The organism is Sandaracinus amylolyticus, assembly GCF_000737325.1.
In the GTDB taxonomy this organism is placed as follows: Bacteria; Myxococcota_A; Polyangia; order Polyangiales; family Sandaracinaceae; genus Sandaracinus; species Sandaracinus amylolyticus.
Genome location: NZ_CP011125.1, coordinates 10,224,110 through 10,241,695, shown reverse-complemented (window position 1 = coordinate 10,241,695; position 17,586 = coordinate 10,224,110). Strand labels below are relative to the sequence as shown.

The window sequence follows — 17,586 nt, the reverse complement described above, 5'->3', positions numbered from 1 at the left end:
AATTTCACGTACGGATTCGTATGTCAAGCGGACGAGCGAAGAAGAAGCCCACCAAGAGCGAGCCGCGATCTCGCGCCGAGAGCAGCGCCGAGACGCGCGAGGCGCTGATCCGCGCGGGGATCGAGCTCTTCGCGTCCGAAGGCCTCGACGCGCCGAGCCTCGACGCGATCTGCGCGCGCGCCGGCAAGACGCGCGGCGCGTTCTACGTGCACTTCCCCGATCGCGATGCGTTCCTCGCCGCGGTGATGGAGCGCGTGGGGCTTCCGTTCCTCGACGTCGTGCTCGGGAGCGACGACACACCGCCCACGCTCACGACGGTGGTGCAGCGCTTCCTCGTCGCGGTCGCGAGCGGCGAGTACCCGCTCACCGCGAAGGACGGCGTGCGCCCGCACCAGCTCCTCGACGCGTGCGCGCGGAGCGAGCCCGTGCGCGCGCGCTACGTCGCGCTGATCGAGTCGTCGATCGCGCGGCTCGCCGCGATCGTCGCGCGCGGACAGGACGAGAAGACGCTGCGCGACGACGTGCGCCCCGAGGACGCGGCGGCGATCCTTCTCGCGGCCGTCGTCGGCGCGCAGACGCTGATGGAGCTGCGCGCGTCGGTGGACCTCGGGCCCGCCGCGGCGGCGATGCTCGCGATGTTGCGCCGTCACCCGGGACCGCAGGAGTAGGAAAACCTGGTCGAATCGGCGCACGATCACGCGCGCGGCGAAACAAAGCGCGGGATCGATCGATTGCGCGCCGCTACCATTGCGGCCGTGACAATCCGCTCGTGGGCGCTGGTCGCGATGGTGCTCTCGCTCGCTCCGCCGCTCGCCGCCACGGCGCCGGTCGCGTCCGCACAGAGGCGGGAGCGCGCGCCGATCCCAGCGATGGTGCGCGGCTTGCGCAACGCGGCCGGCTACGCGGGCGTGGAGCGCGATCGGATCGCGGCGGAGCTGAGCGCGGCGATGCGCGCGATCGACGCGACGAGCGCGAGCGACGGATGCAAGGCGATCGCGCGACGGCGCGTCGAAGCGATCGCGGCCGCGGTGACCGAGAGCCCGGATCGCGCGGCGAGCCGCGCGTGGGAGGCGGCACGTCGCGCGGTCGCGTCGGCGGGCGAGTGCCGCGCGAGCGACGAAGCGCCGAGCGAGGCGCTGATCGCGCTCGAGGTCGCGGTGTGGCTCGGCGTGGTGTCGAACGGCGCGAGCGCCGAGGTGATGGTGCAGGACCCGGGGCCGCGCGCCCTCTTCGTGCGGGGCGCGGCGCTGCTCGCGTCGTCGCAGTGGGAGCTCGCGCGCGCGCGCTTCGAGGCAGGGCGCGCGGTGGTCGGCGACGCCGATCCGGTGCTCTCGGCGGATCTCGTGCGCGGCGTGGGCGAGGCGCACCTCGGTGCGATGCGCGACGCCGAGGGAGTGCGCGCGATCGAGGACGCCGCGTCGCGCGCGACGAGCGCGGCGGACGCAGGATGGCGCGCGCTCGTCGACGCGCAGGTCGCGCTCGGCATCGCGCACGCGCACGCGCGTCGGTTCGCGGACGCGCTCGCGGCGTACGATCGTGCGCTCTCGGTCGCGCAGTCGCGGCTCGGCGCGGGCGATCCCTGGGTCGCGGATCTGGTGGGCCGTCGCGCGGTGGCGCTCGGCGAGCTCGAGCGGGTCGACGACGCGATCATCGCCAACCAGAGCGCCCTCGCGATCCGCGAGCGCGCGCTCGGCCCGGGTCATCCCGACGCGCTCGTGTCGCGCTCGAACATCGCGATGATGCTCCAGCGGCGCGGCGATCTCGCGGGCGCGCTCGCGATGCACCAGCAAATCCTCGACACGCGCACGCGCGTGCTCGGTGCGAGCGATCCGAGCGTCGCGGTGACGCTCGACGCGATCGCGTTCATCGAGCGCACCGCAGGCCGTCACGCCGAGGCGGAGGCGCTGCTGCGACGTGCGATCTCGATCCGCGAGCGCTCGCTGCCGCCCGGCCATCCCGATCGCGGGCGCAGCCATCGCGCGCTCGCGCCGGTGCTCGTCGCGCTGGGCCGGATGGACGAGGCGGTGCAGCTCGCGGAGCGCGGCGTGCTGCTGACGATCGAAGCGGTCGGCCCCGATCATCCCGACGTCGCGACCGCGTGGTCGACGATGCTGCAGGTCGCGCAGGCGGTCGGCCGCGACGAGCTCGCGCAGCGCGCGCAGCGCGAGATCGCACGGGTTCGGGCGATCTCCCGCCGTTGACGCCACGTCCGCGCTCGTGCGACATTCCACTCTCGCACGATGGATCCAGATACACTGTTCTTGGCGGCGGGCAGTGTGATCGCGGGCGCGGTGCTCGGCGCGCCGCTCGGACCCTCGGGCGCGGTGGTCGCGTCGATGATGCTGTCGGGGCGCCGCGACGACGCGTACGTCGCGAGCGCGGGCGTCCCGATCGGCCACGCGGTCGTCGCTGCGATCGCGACGAGCGCGACGCTGCTCGCGTCGAGCGCGCTCGGTGCGCACGAGCGGACGTTGCGCATCGTCGCGGCGCTCCTGCTCGTGGCGATCGGCGTTCGGCTCGCGCTCGCGAAGCCGCGGGTCGCGGCGTCGCGAGCGAGCGCGGGATCGATCGCGGGCACGTTCCTGCTCACCGTGCTCAACCCGACGCTGCTCGCGGCGTACGCGCTCGTCACCGCGGGCCCGCTCGCGATCGGACCGCTCGCGCCGGGCCCGGATGCGTCGCTCGCGGCCGCCCTCGTGATCGTCGTGCCGAGCGCGACGATCGGCGCCGCGCTCGCGTTCGTCGGCGCGACCGCGCTGCTCGATCGACTGCAGCGCGCGATGAGCGACGCGCGTCGCGCGACGGTCGCGCGCGGGCTCGCGGCGGCGCTCGTGGTGCTCGGCGCGGTGGGCCTCGCCCGCTCGCTCTTCGGAGGTGCATGAACGACAAGCTGACCGCTCGGTTCCGAGGGACACGCACGCTCGGCTCGCGCGATCGCGACGAGCTCTTCGCGCTGTACGCGCGATCGATCGACGTCGAGCGCAGCGCGTTCGAGGCCGCGATCGACTCCGCCGATCGAGCGATCGAGTATCGCGACGGGCGCGACGTGCTCCGCGGGATGGCGCTGGTGCGCGCGTACGACGTCGAGCACGAGGGCCGGCGCCAGCGCGTGATCTGGACGGGCTCGGTGCTGATCGAGCCGGAGTACCGCGGTCAATCCGCGATCGAGACGTCGGCGATCGTGTACCTCGCGCGCGAGATGGTGCGCGCCCCGACCGCGCGGCACGTCTGGTTCTTCGACACGTTCAGCTACAAGAGCTACGCGCTGATGGCGCGCAACTTCGGCGAGTTCTGGCCGCGCCCCGATCGCGAGATGCCGGACGACGAGCGCTCGCTGCTCGATCGGCTCGCGCGGGAGCGCTACGGGTCGCGATGGGACCCTGCGCGCGGCGTCGCGAGCTCGGCGGGCAAGCGGATGCGCGAAGGCGTCGCGCCGGTGCCCTCGCGCACGAGCGATCCGTGGATCTCGTACTTCGCGCGGACGAACCCGACGTACGCGGACGGCACGGTGCTCGTGTGCTTGTGCCCGCTCGATCGCGCGAACCTGAGCGTGTTCGCGCGTCGTCTCGCGGCGCGCACGTGGCGCGGCACGCTGCGCAGCGCCGCGAAGCCGCAGCGTCCTTCGACGACCGCGCCCGCGATGTGAGCGCGCGAGGTGCGACCGTGCGGTCGCACGTGCGGACTGCGCGCAGCACGACGTCCAGAGCGTGGACGCCGTGCATGCCGCGGCGCGCGCGCGGTGCGCAGGATGCGCGAGGTCGAGCGCGCAATTCGGCGGTCGTGAGCCGGGATCGCGTGAGCACGCCGGGTGCAACGTGCGCCGCTCATGCAACGTGCTCTCGCGATCGTGTGTGTGGTGGCGCTCTCGGGCTGTGTCGCGTCGATGGACGAGGATCTCGATCCCGCATCGAGCCTCGGCGAAGAGGAGTGGACCGACGAGGGCCCGCCGCCCGGTGAAGAAGCGGAGTCCGAGGTGCCGCCCGAGGGCGACGACGACCTCGGCACGATCTCGTCCGCGCTGACCGGGGCGCCGCGCTTCCAGCTGCCGTTCCCGTGCGGCCAGGTCTGGGCGGGACAGACGCGCACCAACCACAGCCCGCTCGCGTCGGTCGACTTCAACCGCGCGAACGACATCGGCGACGCGGTCGTCGCGGCGGCGGGAGGCACGGTCACGCGCGTCGCGAACGAGGGCAACCGCAGCTACGGCCGGTGGATCGAGATCGATCACGGCAACGGCTACCGCACGCGCTACGCGCACCTGCACACGCAGGGCGTGTCGGTCGGGCAGCGCGTCGCGCAGGGCCAGCGCATCGGCACGGTGGGCGACACCGGCGGCTCGTCGGGCCCGCACCTGCACTACGAGCTGCGCCGCAACGGCGTCGCGATCCGCCCGGTGTTCGACGGGCGCACCGCGCTCTTCTACGGGACGCGCAACTACACGAGCCAGAACGCGTGCGGCGGCGGCGGCGGTGGTGGTGGTGGGTCGACGGGCGGCGTGACGGGCCGCGTGAACACGAGCGGCGCGGCGCTGACGGTGCGCGCGGGCGCGAGCTCGTCGACGCGCGCGGTGGGATCGGTCGCGGACGGCGCGACGGTGCGCATCCAGTGTCAGGTGCGCGGCCAGTCGATCACCGGCACGTACGGCACCTCGACGCTGTGGGACTACATCGGCACGGGCTACGTCGCCGACGCGTACATCTCGACGGGCTCGGACGGACAGGTCGCGCCGACCTGCCGGTGATCGGACGAGTCGTGTCGAAGAGAGCGCGCCGCTGGGCTCCCAGCGGCGCGTTCTCGTTTTCGTGCGCCTCAACGGCGGGTCTTCCGCCGCTTCGCGGGCTGCGGCGCGGCGGGCCGCCGTTGCTCGCGCACGTAGTCGAGGAGCGCCTGGAGCTTCGGTGAGAGCCGTGCGCGGCGCGGGTAGTAGAGGAAGAAGCCGGGGAACGACGGAGCGAACGCCTCGAGCACCGGCACGAGCTCTCCTCGAGCGACGTACGGCGCGAACGTCTCCTCCATCCCGATCGTCAGCCCGACGCCGGCGCGCGCGAGCCGGATCATCACGCCCATGTCGTTGGTCTCGACGCGGCTCTTCACGGGGACCGCGATGTCCTTGCCGCGGTCGACGAGCTCCCATCGATACGCCGCGGGCAGGTCGAAGCGACGCCATCCGATGCAGCTGTGCCGGTGCAGATCGCGCGGGTGCTGCGGCACGCCGTGTCGCTCGAGGTAGCACGGCGCGCCGACCACGATCTGGCGCTGGCGGCGCGAGACGCTCACCGCGACCATGTCCTCGTCGATCACCTCGCCGAGCCGCACGCCCGCGTCGAAGCCCTCGCTCACGATGTCGACGTCGCGATCGTCGATCGACAGCTCGAGCCGGATCTCGGGATACCTCGCGAGGAAGCCCTGGAGCGTCGACTCGCTCAGGAAGCTCTCGGCGATCGACGACACCGTCAGCCGCAGCGTCCCCGCGGGCCGCCCGCGCAGCGCGCCGGCGGCGTCGAGCGTGCTGCGGATCTCGGCGAAGAGCGGTCCGAGCGTGCGCTGGAGCTGCTCGCCCGCTTCGGTCGGCACCACGCTGCGCGTCGTGCGGTGGAGGAGCTGCACGCCGAGGTGCTCCTCGATCCGCGCGACGGACTGGCTCACGGCGGAGCTCGTCACACCGAGCCGCTCCGCGGCGCGACGGAAGCTGCCCTCTTCGACGACGGCCACGAACGAGAGCAGCCCCGCGATCTCCGTCTTCATTCGTTAGCCGACATAACGAGGTCATCCAGGATTCTCAAGTGGTTCTGATCATCGTGCGCCGCCATACCGACGTCGTGGCGCGAGCGGATCGCCCGCCGCGCGAAGGAGAGGCGAGGAGCATGGACATCGCAGGAAAGGTCGTGGCGATCACCGGGGCATCGAGCGGCATCGGCGAGGCGAGCGCGCGCTGGCTCGCTCGCGAGGGCGCGCACGTCGTGGTGGGCGCGCGGCGCACGGACCGTCTCGAGGCGCTGGTGCAGCAGATCCGCGAGGCAGGTGGCGAGGCGAGCGCTCGCCGCCTCGACGTGACCTCGCGCGACGACGTGCGCGCGTTCGTGGAGCTCGCGGTGGAGCGCTACGGACGGCTCGACGTCCTGGTCAACAACGCGGGACTGATGCCGCTGTCGCCGATGGAGCGCCTCCTCGTCGACGAGTGGGAGCGCATGATCGACGTGAACCTGAAGGGCGTCCTCTACGGGATCGCCGCCGCGCTGCCGGTGTTCCGCGCCCAGGGCGGCGGTCAGATCGTGAACGTCTCGTCGATCGCCGACCGGCGCATCGTGCCGACCGCGGCGGTGTACTCCGGGACGAAGTACGCGGTGCGCGCGATCTCCGAGGGGCTTCGACAAGAGATCGGCGGTGCGATCCGGGTCACGCTGGTCTCGCCCGGCGCGACGGAGTCCGAGCTCGCGAGCACGATCTCCGATCCCGAGCTGAAGCGTCGCGTGGTCGACGAGTACCGGAGCGACCTCCTGCCCGCCGAGGCGATCGCGCGCGCGATCGGGTTCGCGATCGGGCAGCCGCGCGACGTCGACGTCAACGAGATCGTCGTGCGCCCGACCGCGCAGGCGTACTGACCCGCCGAGGAGAGACGACGATGACGAAGCACGCACCGAGCGACTCCACCGCTCGCGCCGACGAGAGCCGCTACGTCGGCACGTGGGTCACGCGCGACGGCTACGTTCGCCACGAGCTCTTGCCCGGCGGCCGCTACGTCGAGGCGCGCGGCTCGAGGAAGAGCGCCTACCGAGGCCGCTACACCATCACCGGCGATCACATCGACTACGTGGACGACACCGGCTTCACCGCCGACGGTGACTTCCGCGACGACGTGCTCCACCACGCCGGGATGATCCTGCACCGCGAGCGCTGAGGGGACCGGCGATGGCGCTCTTCGAGAACGCGCTCTGGTTGCTCGCGATCGCGCTCGTGCTGCTGCAGATCGCGCGGCGCGCGCGGGTCCCGTACCCCACGATGCTCGCCCTCGCGGGCGCGCTCGTCGGGGCGCTCCCGTGGGCGCCGGAGATGACGATGGACCCGCACCTCGCGCTCGCGGTCTTCGTCGCTCCCGCGCTCATGGATGCGGCGTACGACACGCCGCCGCGCGAGCTCCGCCGGCACTGGGTGCCGCTGATCGCGCTCGCCGTCCTCGCGGTGCTCGTGACCACGGCGGCGGTCGCGTGGGCGGGATGGGCGATCGCAGGACTTCCGATCGCCGCGGCGATCGCGCTCGGCGCGATCGTCGCGCCGCCCGACGCGGCCGCGGCGTCCGCGGTGCTGCAGCGCTTCGAGCTCCCGCGGCGCACGCGCTCGATCCTCGAGGGCGAGAGCCTCCTCAACGACGCCGTCGCGCTGCTCGTCTACAGCGCCGCGGTCTCGGCGGCGACTGCGAGCGACGCACCGAGCGCCGCGAGCTTCGTGAGGCTCGTGCTCGCGGGACCGGGCGGCGTGGTGCTCGGCCTCGCGATGGGCAAGCTCTATCTCGCGACCGCGCCGCGGATGGCAGGCACGCTCGCGGCGACGGTGCTCGAGCTGGTCACGACGTTCGGCACCTGGGTCGTCGCCGATCGGCTTCGGCTCTCGCCGATCCTCGCGATCGTCGCGTTCGCGGCGATCGTCGCGAGCCACGCACCCGCGCGCCAGGCGGCGCGAGATCGCGTGCACTCCTACTCGGTGTGGCAGGCGACCGTGTTCGTGCTCAACGTCGTCGCCTTCTCGCTCATGGGGCTGCAGGCCAGGACCATCGTCGCGAGGCTCGGCTCGGACGCGCTCGCGGGGGCGCTGGGCTTCGCGGGGATCGTGCTGGTGGTCACCGTGATCGCGCGCATCGCCTGGGTCGCGGCGTCGGGCGCCTTCGCGGCCGCGTTCCTCGGGCACCGTGCGCAGCTCGAGCAGCCGAGCGTGCGCGAGGGCGCGGTCATCGCGTGGTGCGGCATGCGCGGTCTCGTGACGCTCGCCACCGCGTTCGCGCTGCCGGCGGACTTCCCCCACCGCGACCTCGTCGTGCTCAGCGCATTCGCGGTGGTGATCGGGACGCTCGTCGTGCAGGGGCTCACGATGACGCCGCTGCTCGCGCTCTTGCGGATCGGACGCGATCACTCGCTGGAGGACGAAGTGTCGAGCGGCCGGAGGCTGCTGATCGATGCCGCGATGGACCGCCTCGCGTGCATCGAAGGCGAGGTCGCCGCCGCGGTGCGCTCCGAGTACGAGGCGATCCGCACGATCGCGCGGGATCGTGCGCACACCGAGCACGATCGCGTGCGGATGATGGTGATCGCGAGGCAGCGCGAGGTCCTCGCGAGGCTGCGCCGCGACGATCGGATCGCCGACGACGCGTTCCACCGTCTCGAGGAGGAGCTCGACTGGTCCGAGCTCAGCGCCGCGCGGCACGCTCACGACGAGCTCGCGCAGGCGTGAGCTCGTCGCGCGCGGCGCGCACCGCGCTCAGCCTGCGCCGCCCGTCGCGCTCGCGGTCGGCGTCGCGACCTCGTCGAGCTGGTTCGCCTCGTTCAGGCGATAGCGCACGACGCGGCGCTCTCTCGTGAGGGTCACGGGCTGCACCACGATGCGCTGCTCGCTCGTGCCCGGGCGCACGATGATCGTCAGCTCCGCGGTGGTGTCGCGGATCGCGTCGCGATCCTCGCGGCGCACCTCGAAGACGTGATCGCCCGGCTCGCGCTCGCCGATGCGGATCGCGCGCACGCCGTGCTCGGTGCCGCCGAGCGTCGCCGCCTCGAACGCGCTCGCGTCCTCGATGCCGGGCCAGTGCACCGCGAGCTCCGGCGCGTCGTCGGGATGGGACCACGTGAGCGCGACCAGCACGTCCGGCGGATCGCGCATCACCCCCGCCTCGCGCCACCTTCGTCGGATCGCCGCGCGCATCGCCTCGTCGTCGGCCGCCGCGAGCTCGAGCCGCGCGAGGCGCACCATCGTCCACAGACGCGCGTGCGAGGCCGCGCCCTCGTCGACGCCGGGCTCGGTCGCCTCGCCGAGCCGCTGCTCGAGGCGCAGCGCTTCGTCGGTGCGCTGCCCGTCCGCCGCCGCGCGCGCGAGCAGGAGCAGCACGTCGCCCTCGCCCGGGCGCAGCCGCGCGAGCGTGCCGTACTCGCGGTAGGCGTCGTCCGCCCAGCCGTGCGCGCGATAGAGATCGCCGAGCCGGCGACGCGCCCAGGGATCGAGCGGCGCGTGCTCGACGATCTCGCTGAACACGCGGCGCGCCTCGGTCTCGTTCTCCTGACGCAGCCAGAACTCGCCCACCGCGGTGCGCACCCGCGCGTCGGCGAGCGGATCGGCGCGCAGCTCGCGCGCGACGCGACGCGCCTCGGGGATCGCGCCCGTCTGCTCGAGCAGCGAGAGCAGACGCAGGCGCAGATCCATCTCGTCGGGCGCGACCTCGAGCCAGCGCCGCACCAGCGCGAGGCGCGCCGCGGGATCGGCGTTCGTCCACCAGAGGCGCGAGAAGATCGCCCACTCGACGCCCGCGTCGAGCCCGAGGCCCCAGCGCACGTCGTAGACGTCCTGCACGGTGCGCACGTGACGGAGGATGGCGCGCCGCAGGTAGCTCGCCGCCGCGCCGTCGCCCGCGAGCGCGCGATAGAGCTCGACCTCGGCGGCGACGCCACCGACGTGCTCGAGCATCATGTCGAGCAGCGTGCGCCGCGCCCGCCAGTTGCCGAGCTCGCACTGCGCGCGCGCATCGCGCCACACCGAGAGCGCGCCGCTCACGCCGTACGCGCCCGACAGGCGCTCGCGCCACAACGCGCGACGCATCTCGAGCGCCTGCTGCGACGCATCGCTGCACTGCCGTCGCGTCCCGAGCTCGCGCTCCGGCACGCGGAACACGAACGTGTGATCGACCGAGACCTGCGCGCCGCCGTGCGCGGGGAAGCGAATCCCGCGCACCTCCGCGATCACGCACTGCTCGACGTCGCGATCACCGAGCCCGGTGCTCGCGATCTCCGCGCTGCGCACGCTGCCGTCGCCCTCGATCGCGACCCGCACCGTGACGTCGCCGGTGAGATCGGGGCGCACCAGCGAGCGACGCTCGTAGCACTGCCGCGGCCCGCGCTCGCCGACGACCAGCGCGCGCGCGGCCGATGCACGACCGAGCCCACCGTCGCCGCTCTCACCGCGAACCGGCTCGGGCGGCGTGCTGCTCACGCGCGACGACCACGTCGCTTCGGGCGCCGACGCGTCGCGGCTCGGATCGTCGCGCCGCATGCGACGGCGCCAGCCGAGCTCGTCCGACGTGAGCCCGGTGACCGGCACGTTCGCGCCGCCGCCGCCGAGGCCCCACGCGACGCCGAGCGGGTCGTGATCGAAGCCGTCGATCAGCGCGAGGATCGCGTTCTCGGTGACTCCGACGCCCATCGAGGTCCACGGCGTGACGAGCCCGAAGCGCACGCCGAGATCGACCAGCGCCTCCCGGCCCGCGTCGGCATCGAGCAGCTCGCGCAGGCGCGCGCTCGCCCAGCGACGTCGCACGTCGCCTTCGTCCTCGACGCTGCCGGTCGTGACCGGCACCTCGCGCTCGAAGTCGACGCCGTCGACCTGACCGCGGATCGTGATCGACGTCGGGAGCGCGTCGACGAGCCGGCCCACGAGGCGCAGGTGCTCGCCGCGTCGGATCGAGATCGGGCCACGCGGGTACACGCGCTCCACGCCCTCGCCGAGCTCGACCGTGATCCCGCGCAGCGTCGCGCGCGACGCGTCGGCGAGCACCGCCATCACGGCGCGCGCCGCGCTCTCGCGATCGCGCACCGCGCTCGCCTGCTCGCCGAAGAGCGCGCGCAGCAGATCGACGTTCGCGCCGTCGCCGATCGCGAGCCCGAAGAAGCGCGGCGGCGCGTCGAGCGTCGCGAGCTGCGCGCGGATGGCGGTCGCGTCGAGCGCGCCCGTCGTGGGCATCGCGTCGCCGAGGTAGATCACCGCGCCGCGCGCTTCACCGGCGACCAGCGCCGCGGCATCGCGGAGGCTCGCGCCGAGATCGGTCGCGCCGCCGAGGTCGACGCGCGCCAGGGACTCGAGGATCTGCTCGCGCGTCTCGTCGCTCGCGATGACGAGACCTTCGGGCGCGCCCTCGGGCACGCGCGCGCGCACGTCGGCGACGCGGATCGCGACGCGATCGCCGGGCGCGAGCTGGCGCAGCACCGCTTCGACGACGCCGCGCGCGATCTCGAGATCCTCGGGATCCGTCGCGCCCGAGACGTCGAGCAGCAGCACGATCGAGGGCCCGGGCGGCGTCTCCTCGCGCTCCGACGCGAGCGCCGCGGTCGGCACGTCGAAGAGCACGTAGTCGTCCTCGCCCTCCGCCGCCGGCTGGGTCTGCAGCCCGCCCACGCGATACGCGATCGCGCCGCTCCCGCGCTCGGCGCGCTCGCCGTCGTAGAGGTCGAGATAGAAGTCGGCGCGCGGTCGGAAGTCGCTGCGACGCAGAGTGACGCGGCCGTCTTCTTCCGCCGCGCCCATCCCGGCGCGCAGCGCGCCGGCGTTCGCGTGGCGCGTGTCGACGCTCAGCACGAACTCGCCGAGCAGCGGCGCCTCGCCCTCGGCGCGCATCGGATAGACGTAGGTGCGTCGCTCGCCGGCGCGGTCGAGCCACTCGGTATAACGAACGCGCACCCGCACCGTGCCGCCCGGCGGCACCGGAAAGATGCGCGCGCGCAGGCGCTCGGGGCCGTCCCACGAGAGCTTGCTGCCCGGCGTCTCGCGCGTCTGCCACCCGAGCTGATAGCCGGGGCTCACCGGGATCGTGCCGACCACCGCGTCGACGAAGCCGCCGCCGGTGTCCACCGCGAAGCCCTGCACGATCGCGCCTTCGGGCAGGCGCATGCTCCACTCGCCCTCGAGCGCCTCGGAGCGCGCGTTGAAGAACGTCTGCACCACCTCGGTCACCGCGAGATCGCCGCGGATGTCGGCGCTCACCTCGTGACCGCGGATCGGCAGCGGCGTGCGCGCGCGGCCGAGCTCGTAGGGCGTGCGACCCGCGAGCACGCCGACACGCTCGACCACGCGCAGCCGACCGTGCGCGGGATCCGCGAGCCCGCCGGTCCAGTCGTCCCACATCGCCTCGGGCGCGAGGTCCGCCGCGCTCGCGCTCGCGCGTAGCGTCTCGCCCTGCGCGATGCGCCCTTCCCCGTGAGGCGTCGCGTAGGTGACCTCGCCCGAGCCGCAGTAGACGCGCGTCTCGCCGTCCGCGAGCTCGACCGCGAACGCCGCGCCGCTGCTCGCGAAGCGACCGTGCGCGGTCTCGATCGTCGTCTCCTCCGCGCTCGACGCGTCGACCCACACGCGCCCCTGCGCGAGCGTGAGCGACGCGAGCTGCGCCGCGCCCGCCGTCGCGCGATCGAGGAGCACCCACGCGCCGGAGTCGAGCGTGAGCGCCGCGCGGCCATCGTCGGCGGTGCGCACCGTCGCGCCCTGCTCGACGCGCGCCGGATGATCGACGGTCTCGCGCGCGTCGCCGCGCTCGAGCGTCGTCGTGCCGCGGACCACCGAGACCAACGCGACGGTCGGCGCGGGGTCGTGATGCTCGCCGCACCCGACGAGCAGGATCAGCGCGAGCGAGAGACGAAGCGTGCGCATCAGCGGTTCCCTCGCGTCGCGAGCGTGGTGGTCTCGAGCGGCGTCGTCTCCGCGATGTTCGTGCCGGTGATCGTCCACGCCATCGCGCGTCGCTCGGCGTCGAACCGCAGCGGGATCACCTGGATGCGCTCGTCGGGGCGTCCCTCGTGCCACACCACGACGAGCTCGCCCTCGATCGCGCCGAGGCGATCGCGGCTCGAGCGGCGCACCTCGATGCGATAGGGACCGCTCTCCTGCTCCGCGACGTCGAACGCCTCGATGCCGAGCTCGGGCGCGAGGTCCTCGGGGCGCGTCGGCGAGAGGCCCGGATGCGCGGCCCAGAGCGCCAGCTGCGCGTCGGGATGCGACCACGTGAGCGACACCCGCATGTCGCCCGCGCCGCGCAGCACGCCGCTGCGGCGCATGCGCGCGACCAGCGACGCGAGGCGCGCCTCGTCCGCGTTGCGCCGCGCGTCCTCGCGCAACTTCGCGAAGCGCACGCTCGACCAGAGCTGCGCGATGCGCGCGAGCCCTTCGCGCGCGCCCGGCTCGGCCGTCTCCATGAGCCGCTGCTCGAGCCGCAGCGCTTCGTCGACGCGCCCCGCGCCCGCGGCGGCCTGCGCGAGCAGGAGCAGCACGCCGGGATCGTCGGGACGGATCGCGGAGAGCGTCGCGTACTGGCGATAGGCGTCGTCGTACCAGCCGTGGGCGCGGTAGAGGTCCCCGAGGCGACGGCGCGCGAGCTCGTCGAGCGGCGCGAACTCCACGATCTCGCTGAACGCGCGGCGCGCGTCGGGCTCGCGATCGTGCCGCAGGTACATCTCGCCGATCGCGGTGCGCACGCCTGCGTCGGCGAGCGGATCGAGGCGCATCGTGCTCGCGAGGCGGAACGCCTCGGGCATGCGCTGCTGGTGCTCGAGCTCCTCGAGCAGACGTAGTTGGAGGTCCAACGAATCGGGCCGCTGCGCGACGAGCTCACGCAATGCGCGCAGCCGCGCCGCAGGCGTCGTCGCGCGCGCGAGCACCTGCTCGACGAGCGACCAGTCGACCCCGCCGCTCAGACCGAACGCGTTGCGCACGAGGCGCAGATCCTCGGGCGAGCGCACGCGCCGCAGGATCTCACCGCGCAAGTAGCCGCGCGCCGAGCCCTCGGTCATCTGCTGGTAGAGCTCGATCATCGTCGCGAGCGAGCCCGCGCGCGCGAGCATCAGCGAGAGCAGCGCGCGGCGATCGCGCCAGCCCGGCGTCTCGCAGTCGCGGATCGCGGTGCGATAGACGTCGACCCATCCCCACGTGCCGCTCGCTTGCTCGAGCCGCTCGCGCCACAGCGCGCGGCGATCGTCGAGCGAGCGCGACGCCGCGTCGCTGCAGCGACGCCGCGCGTGATCGTCGGCGGTCGTGGTGGTGACGATGATCGTCGTCGTCGTGCGCGTCGTCGTCGACGTGGGCTGGATGTACGCGCCCGACCCGCCGGAGGACTCGAGCACGAACGGATACGTCACCGCGACCACGCCGCCGCCGTCGGGCGAAGGGAACGTCCAGCGACGCACCGCCTGCGCGATGCATCCCTCGACGCGCGGGTTGCCGAGCGAGCTGTCGGTCACGCCCGCGCCCTGCACGGCGCCGGTGGCGCCGATGACGAAGCCGACGGTGACGCGCCCTTCGAGATCGGGGCGCGCCGCGAGCTCCTGCTCGTAGCAGAAGCGCACCTCGTTGACGTGCCGTCGCACGACGCGACGGATCACCTCGCTCGAGAGCGCGCCGCGCACCTCGGCCTGACCGAACCGCACCTGCGGCACCGCGGCGCGACGACCGCTGGAGCCGCCCGCGCCCGAGCCGTAGCCCTGGCCGGTTCCGTCGCCGGCGCCGTGCCCCATCGCGCCGAGGTTGCCGAGGCCGATCGTGCCTTCGCCGCTGCCACCTCCGCCGCGGCCGGTGCCGCGGATACCGAGGCCGCCGTAGCCGTCCGCCGGGGCGTAGCCGAGCGCATCGAGCTGACTGCGGATCTCGTCGGGGGAGGGCTCCGCCCTGCGCGCCGGCGCGCGATCGGTGGTCGCGCCGGTGACCGGCGCCGCCGCGGCCTCGGGCTCCGCGGGCAGCACGGGCGCCGTCGTCGCGGGCGGCGGCGCGGGCGCGGGCTGCGGCGCGTCGACGCGTTCCTGACCGAGCGGCACCGCCGCGCTCGCGCCGTTGCCCTCGACGCCGTAGCGCGCGCTCTCGGTCTGCGTGCTCGTCGCGGTCTCCGTCGCTCCCGGCTGCTGCGGCGGCGGCGATTCTTCGACCTCCTCGAGCGCACCGGGGTCGCTCGTCGCACTCGATCCAGTCGGCGGCTCGGCGCTGGTGGTGCAGCCCGTGAGCGCGAGCGGACCGAGCGCGATGCCGAGCGCGATCTGCGCGAGCGTCGACTCCTCCGCGGCCACGCTCGGGTCGACGAGCGGCTCGTGACGCAGCAGTCGCGAGAGCTGCCCCATCTCGCGCAGCTCGCGCGCGCTCGGCACGTAGTAGCTGGTGAACGGCGTGATCAGCCCGTACCGCGTGCCGAGCTCCGCGATCTCCTCGCGGCTCGCGCCTCCGAGCAAGAGCTGATGGAGGCGCTCGCCCGCCCAGCGCAGCCGCAGATCCACCGTCTCGGCGCGCGTCTCGGTGCTCACCGCGATGCGCTCCTCGAACGGCGCGCCCGCGACCTCGCCGCGCACGACGATCTCGCTCGGCGGGTCGTCGCGCACCCGACCGACGATCGCGAGCACGTCGCCCGACGTGAGATCGACCGGACGCCGCGGGAACACGTTGTCGATGCCGGTGCCGAGCTCGACCGTCACGCGCGAGAGCAGCGGACGCTGCGCGTGCGCGAGCACGTCGAGCGCCGCCTCGGCGGACTGCCCGCGCTCCTCGACGCGCAGCGCGAGCCCACCGCCCTGGGTGAGCGCGTCGAGCAGATCGAGGTTGCTGCATCCAACGGCCCCGAGCGGGCCGTCGGATGCATTGGCCTCACGCGCGGTCGCGCAATGCGCGCCCGGGCTTCGGCTCGCGCTCGAGCCCACGCCGATCGCGTACAGACGCACCGGATGCGGCAGCCGCGCGAAGTGCTCGAGCAGCTGCTCCGCGCCGAGCTCACCGACGGTCGGCGCACCGTCGCCGACGTACACCACGGCGCCCGGTCGCGCAGGATCGAGCAGCGCCGCGGCCTCCGCGATCGCCGCGCCGAGATCGGTCGCGCCGCCCGCGGGCACGCGCGAGAGCCCTTCGAGCAGCGCCTCGACGCGCTCGCCGCTCGCCGGTCCGAGCGCGGTCGCGCCCTCGCCCTCGATCAGCGGACGGATCGCGAGATCGGCGCCCACGATGCTCAGTCGATCGCGCGGCCCGAGGTGCGCCGCGATCGACTCGACCACGCTGCGACCGAGCTCGAGGTGCGATCGATCCGTCGCGGCGCTCACGTCGGCGACCACGACGAGATCGATCCCGCCTTCGCTCGTGCGCTCGGTCAGCCGCGCGGGCAGTCGCAGCGGCAGGAACCAGTAGTCGCGCTCGTCGGCCTCGTGGACGATCGCGCGCGATCCCGGGGCGCGCGGCGGCGGCTCGTGGCGCGCGCGGTACGCGCGCTGAGCGCGCCCGCTTTCGTCGCTCGTCAGCTCGAGCCAGAGATCGCTGCGCGGACGGAAGTCGCTGCGCCGGAGCACCACCGAGTCGCCCTCGACCACCGCGCCCATGCCCGCGCGCACGTGCGGCGCACCGGCGCGCGCGAGATCGGCGACGAACGACATCTCCTGCACGTGCGGCGCGCGATCGCCCGCGCCCATCGGGTAGCGATAGAGGCGCGGCCCACCTTCGCGCGCGGCCCCGAGCCACTCCGCGTAGCGGATCGCGATGCGCCGCACCTCGCCGGGCGCGATCGGATAGATCCGCGCGCGATAGCGTCCCGCGGCGTCCCACTCGAGCAGCGCGGGATCGTCGGTCGAGCCGCGATAGACCTGCGCTTCGTACGCCACGCGCGCCTGCTGCTGCTCGCGCACGTAGCCCTCGACCATCGTGCCGTCGCGATCGACCGCGAAGCGCTGCAGCACCGCGCCCTCGGGCACCGACACGCGATAGAGGCCCTCGACGGTCTCGCTCGCGGGGTTGAAGAACTCCTGCTCGACCTCGGTGATCGCGAGGTCGCCGTCGACGCGCACGCGCACGTCGAGGCGGCGGATCGTGAGCGCCCAGCGCGCGACGCCGATCTCGTCGGGCACACGCGCCTCGAGCATGCCCATGCCGGGCGCGACGTCGCCGCCGTCGGGCCCGGGCCGCACGAGGCCGCCGGTCCAGTCGCTCCACAACGTCGCGGGCGTGATCGCGGGCGGGCCGGAAGAAGTGGCACCGAGTGCCATTTCTTCGCCGGCGCGGATCACGCCGCGATGCGCGCCGACGCGATAGCTGATCTCGCCGCGCACCACGTAGACGCGCGTCGGCTCGATCGAGAGCGCGGCATCGGCGGCGCGCAGCGCGGCCTCGCCGATCGTAATCGCGACGGCGTCGCCGGGGTGCGCGCGCAGGTAGACGCGCCCGGCGTCGATCGCGATCGCGTCCTCGGCGGCGACGGTGAGGCGCGCGCCCTGATCGAGCAGCAGCGCGCCGCCTCCGTCGAGCTCGAGGCGAGCGCGCGAGGCCTCACCCGTCGTGACGATCGCACCGGGCGCGACCCGCGCGCGAGGACCCGCGACGTCCTCCCCCGCGCGCACGTCTCCGCGCACCGTGCGCAGCGTCGCGACCGTGGCGTCCACCGCTTCGGTGCGGTGCCCACACGCGACCAGCGCGAGCGCGACCACCCCCACGATCACGACGTGGTGTCGCCTCATCCAGAGCCTCCCTCGTGAGCCAGGCTACCACTGACCACGGGCGCCCTAGACGCCTTGGGAGCCTGGAAGTTCTGAGCGCAGAACGAGGGAGATCGACGGAACGAGAGCGTATCCGGGGCGCGGCGCGCGATGCGAGATGCGTGCTCGGAGCACGCATTCGTCG

General features: G+C 73.8%; 11 protein-coding genes. 8 read left to right on the top strand and 3 right to left on the bottom strand.

The window, feature by feature from the left end; translation table 11 throughout:
• Nucleotides 1-20: 20 nt before the first annotated feature.
• The 5 genes from DB32_RS43480 to DB32_RS43460 all read left to right on the top strand — a co-directional run bounded on the left by DB32_RS43480 (nucleotide 21) and on the right by DB32_RS43460 (nucleotide 4,741).
• Nucleotides 21-668 (top strand): TetR/AcrR family transcriptional regulator, encoded by a 648-nt coding sequence (locus DB32_RS43480; RefSeq protein ID WP_053238560.1) that lies wholly within the window; start codon nucleotides 21-23, stop codon nucleotides 666-668.
• Between the two features lie 63 nt (nucleotides 669-731).
• Nucleotides 732-2,201, top strand: a complete 1,470-nt coding sequence (locus tag DB32_RS43475) for a tetratricopeptide repeat protein (RefSeq protein ID WP_157070391.1) — start codon at nucleotides 732-734, stop codon at nucleotides 2,199-2,201.
• Nucleotides 2,202-2,240: 39 nt separating this feature from the next.
• A complete protein-coding gene (locus DB32_RS43470; protein ID WP_157070390.1) occupies nucleotides 2,241-2,882 on the top strand; it encodes a hypothetical protein in 642 nt (213 codons plus the stop codon).
• Nucleotides 2,879-3,646, top strand: a complete 768-nt coding sequence (locus DB32_RS43465; RefSeq protein ID WP_053238557.1) for a hypothetical protein — start codon at nucleotides 2,879-2,881, stop codon at nucleotides 3,644-3,646. The genes DB32_RS43470 and DB32_RS43465 overlap by 4 nt, the downstream gene beginning before the upstream one ends.
• 180 nt (nucleotides 3,647-3,826) lie before the next feature.
• Nucleotides 3,827-4,741, top strand: a complete 915-nt coding sequence (locus tag DB32_RS43460; protein WP_205627137.1) for a M23 family metallopeptidase — start codon at nucleotides 3,827-3,829, stop codon at nucleotides 4,739-4,741.
• 68 nt (nucleotides 4,742-4,809) lie between these two features.
• Here DB32_RS43460 and DB32_RS43455 read toward each other — a convergent pair whose 3' ends face one another.
• Entirely contained in the window at nucleotides 4,810-5,745 is a 936-nt protein-coding gene (locus DB32_RS43455; protein ID WP_053238555.1) for a LysR family transcriptional regulator, read from the bottom strand.
• 119 nt (nucleotides 5,746-5,864) lie between these two features.
• Here DB32_RS43455 and DB32_RS43450 point away from each other — a divergent pair, with 119 nt between their 5' ends.
• The 3 genes from DB32_RS43450 to DB32_RS43440 are packed head-to-tail and all read left to right on the top strand — an operon-like array spanning nucleotide 5,865 to nucleotide 8,442.
• Complete coding sequence (locus DB32_RS43450; RefSeq protein WP_053239165.1) at nucleotides 5,865-6,602, top strand: SDR family oxidoreductase; 738 nt, start codon at nucleotides 5,865-5,867, stop codon at nucleotides 6,600-6,602.
• Nucleotides 6,603-6,622: 20 nt separating this feature from the next.
• Nucleotides 6,623-6,898 (top strand): Atu4866 domain-containing protein, encoded by a 276-nt coding sequence (locus tag DB32_RS43445; protein ID WP_053238554.1) that lies wholly within the window; start codon nucleotides 6,623-6,625, stop codon nucleotides 6,896-6,898.
• A gap of 11 nt (nucleotides 6,899-6,909) precedes the next feature.
• Complete coding sequence (locus DB32_RS43440; protein WP_053238553.1) at nucleotides 6,910-8,442, top strand: cation:proton antiporter; 1,533 nt, start codon at nucleotides 6,910-6,912, stop codon at nucleotides 8,440-8,442.
• A gap of 27 nt (nucleotides 8,443-8,469) precedes the next feature.
• Here the strand turns inward: DB32_RS43440 and DB32_RS43435 are convergent, their stop codons facing one another.
• Entirely contained in the window at nucleotides 8,470-12,609 is a 4,140-nt protein-coding gene (locus tag DB32_RS43435; protein ID WP_053238552.1) for an AgmX/PglI C-terminal domain-containing protein, read from the bottom strand.
• On the bottom strand, nucleotides 12,609-17,423 hold the full coding sequence (locus DB32_RS43430) for an AgmX/PglI C-terminal domain-containing protein (RefSeq protein ID WP_083458431.1): 4,815 nt from the start codon (nucleotides 17,421-17,423) through the stop codon (nucleotides 12,609-12,611). Before DB32_RS43430 ends, DB32_RS43435 begins: the two co-directional genes overlap by 1 nt.
• Nucleotides 17,424-17,586: the final 163 nt, after the last annotated feature.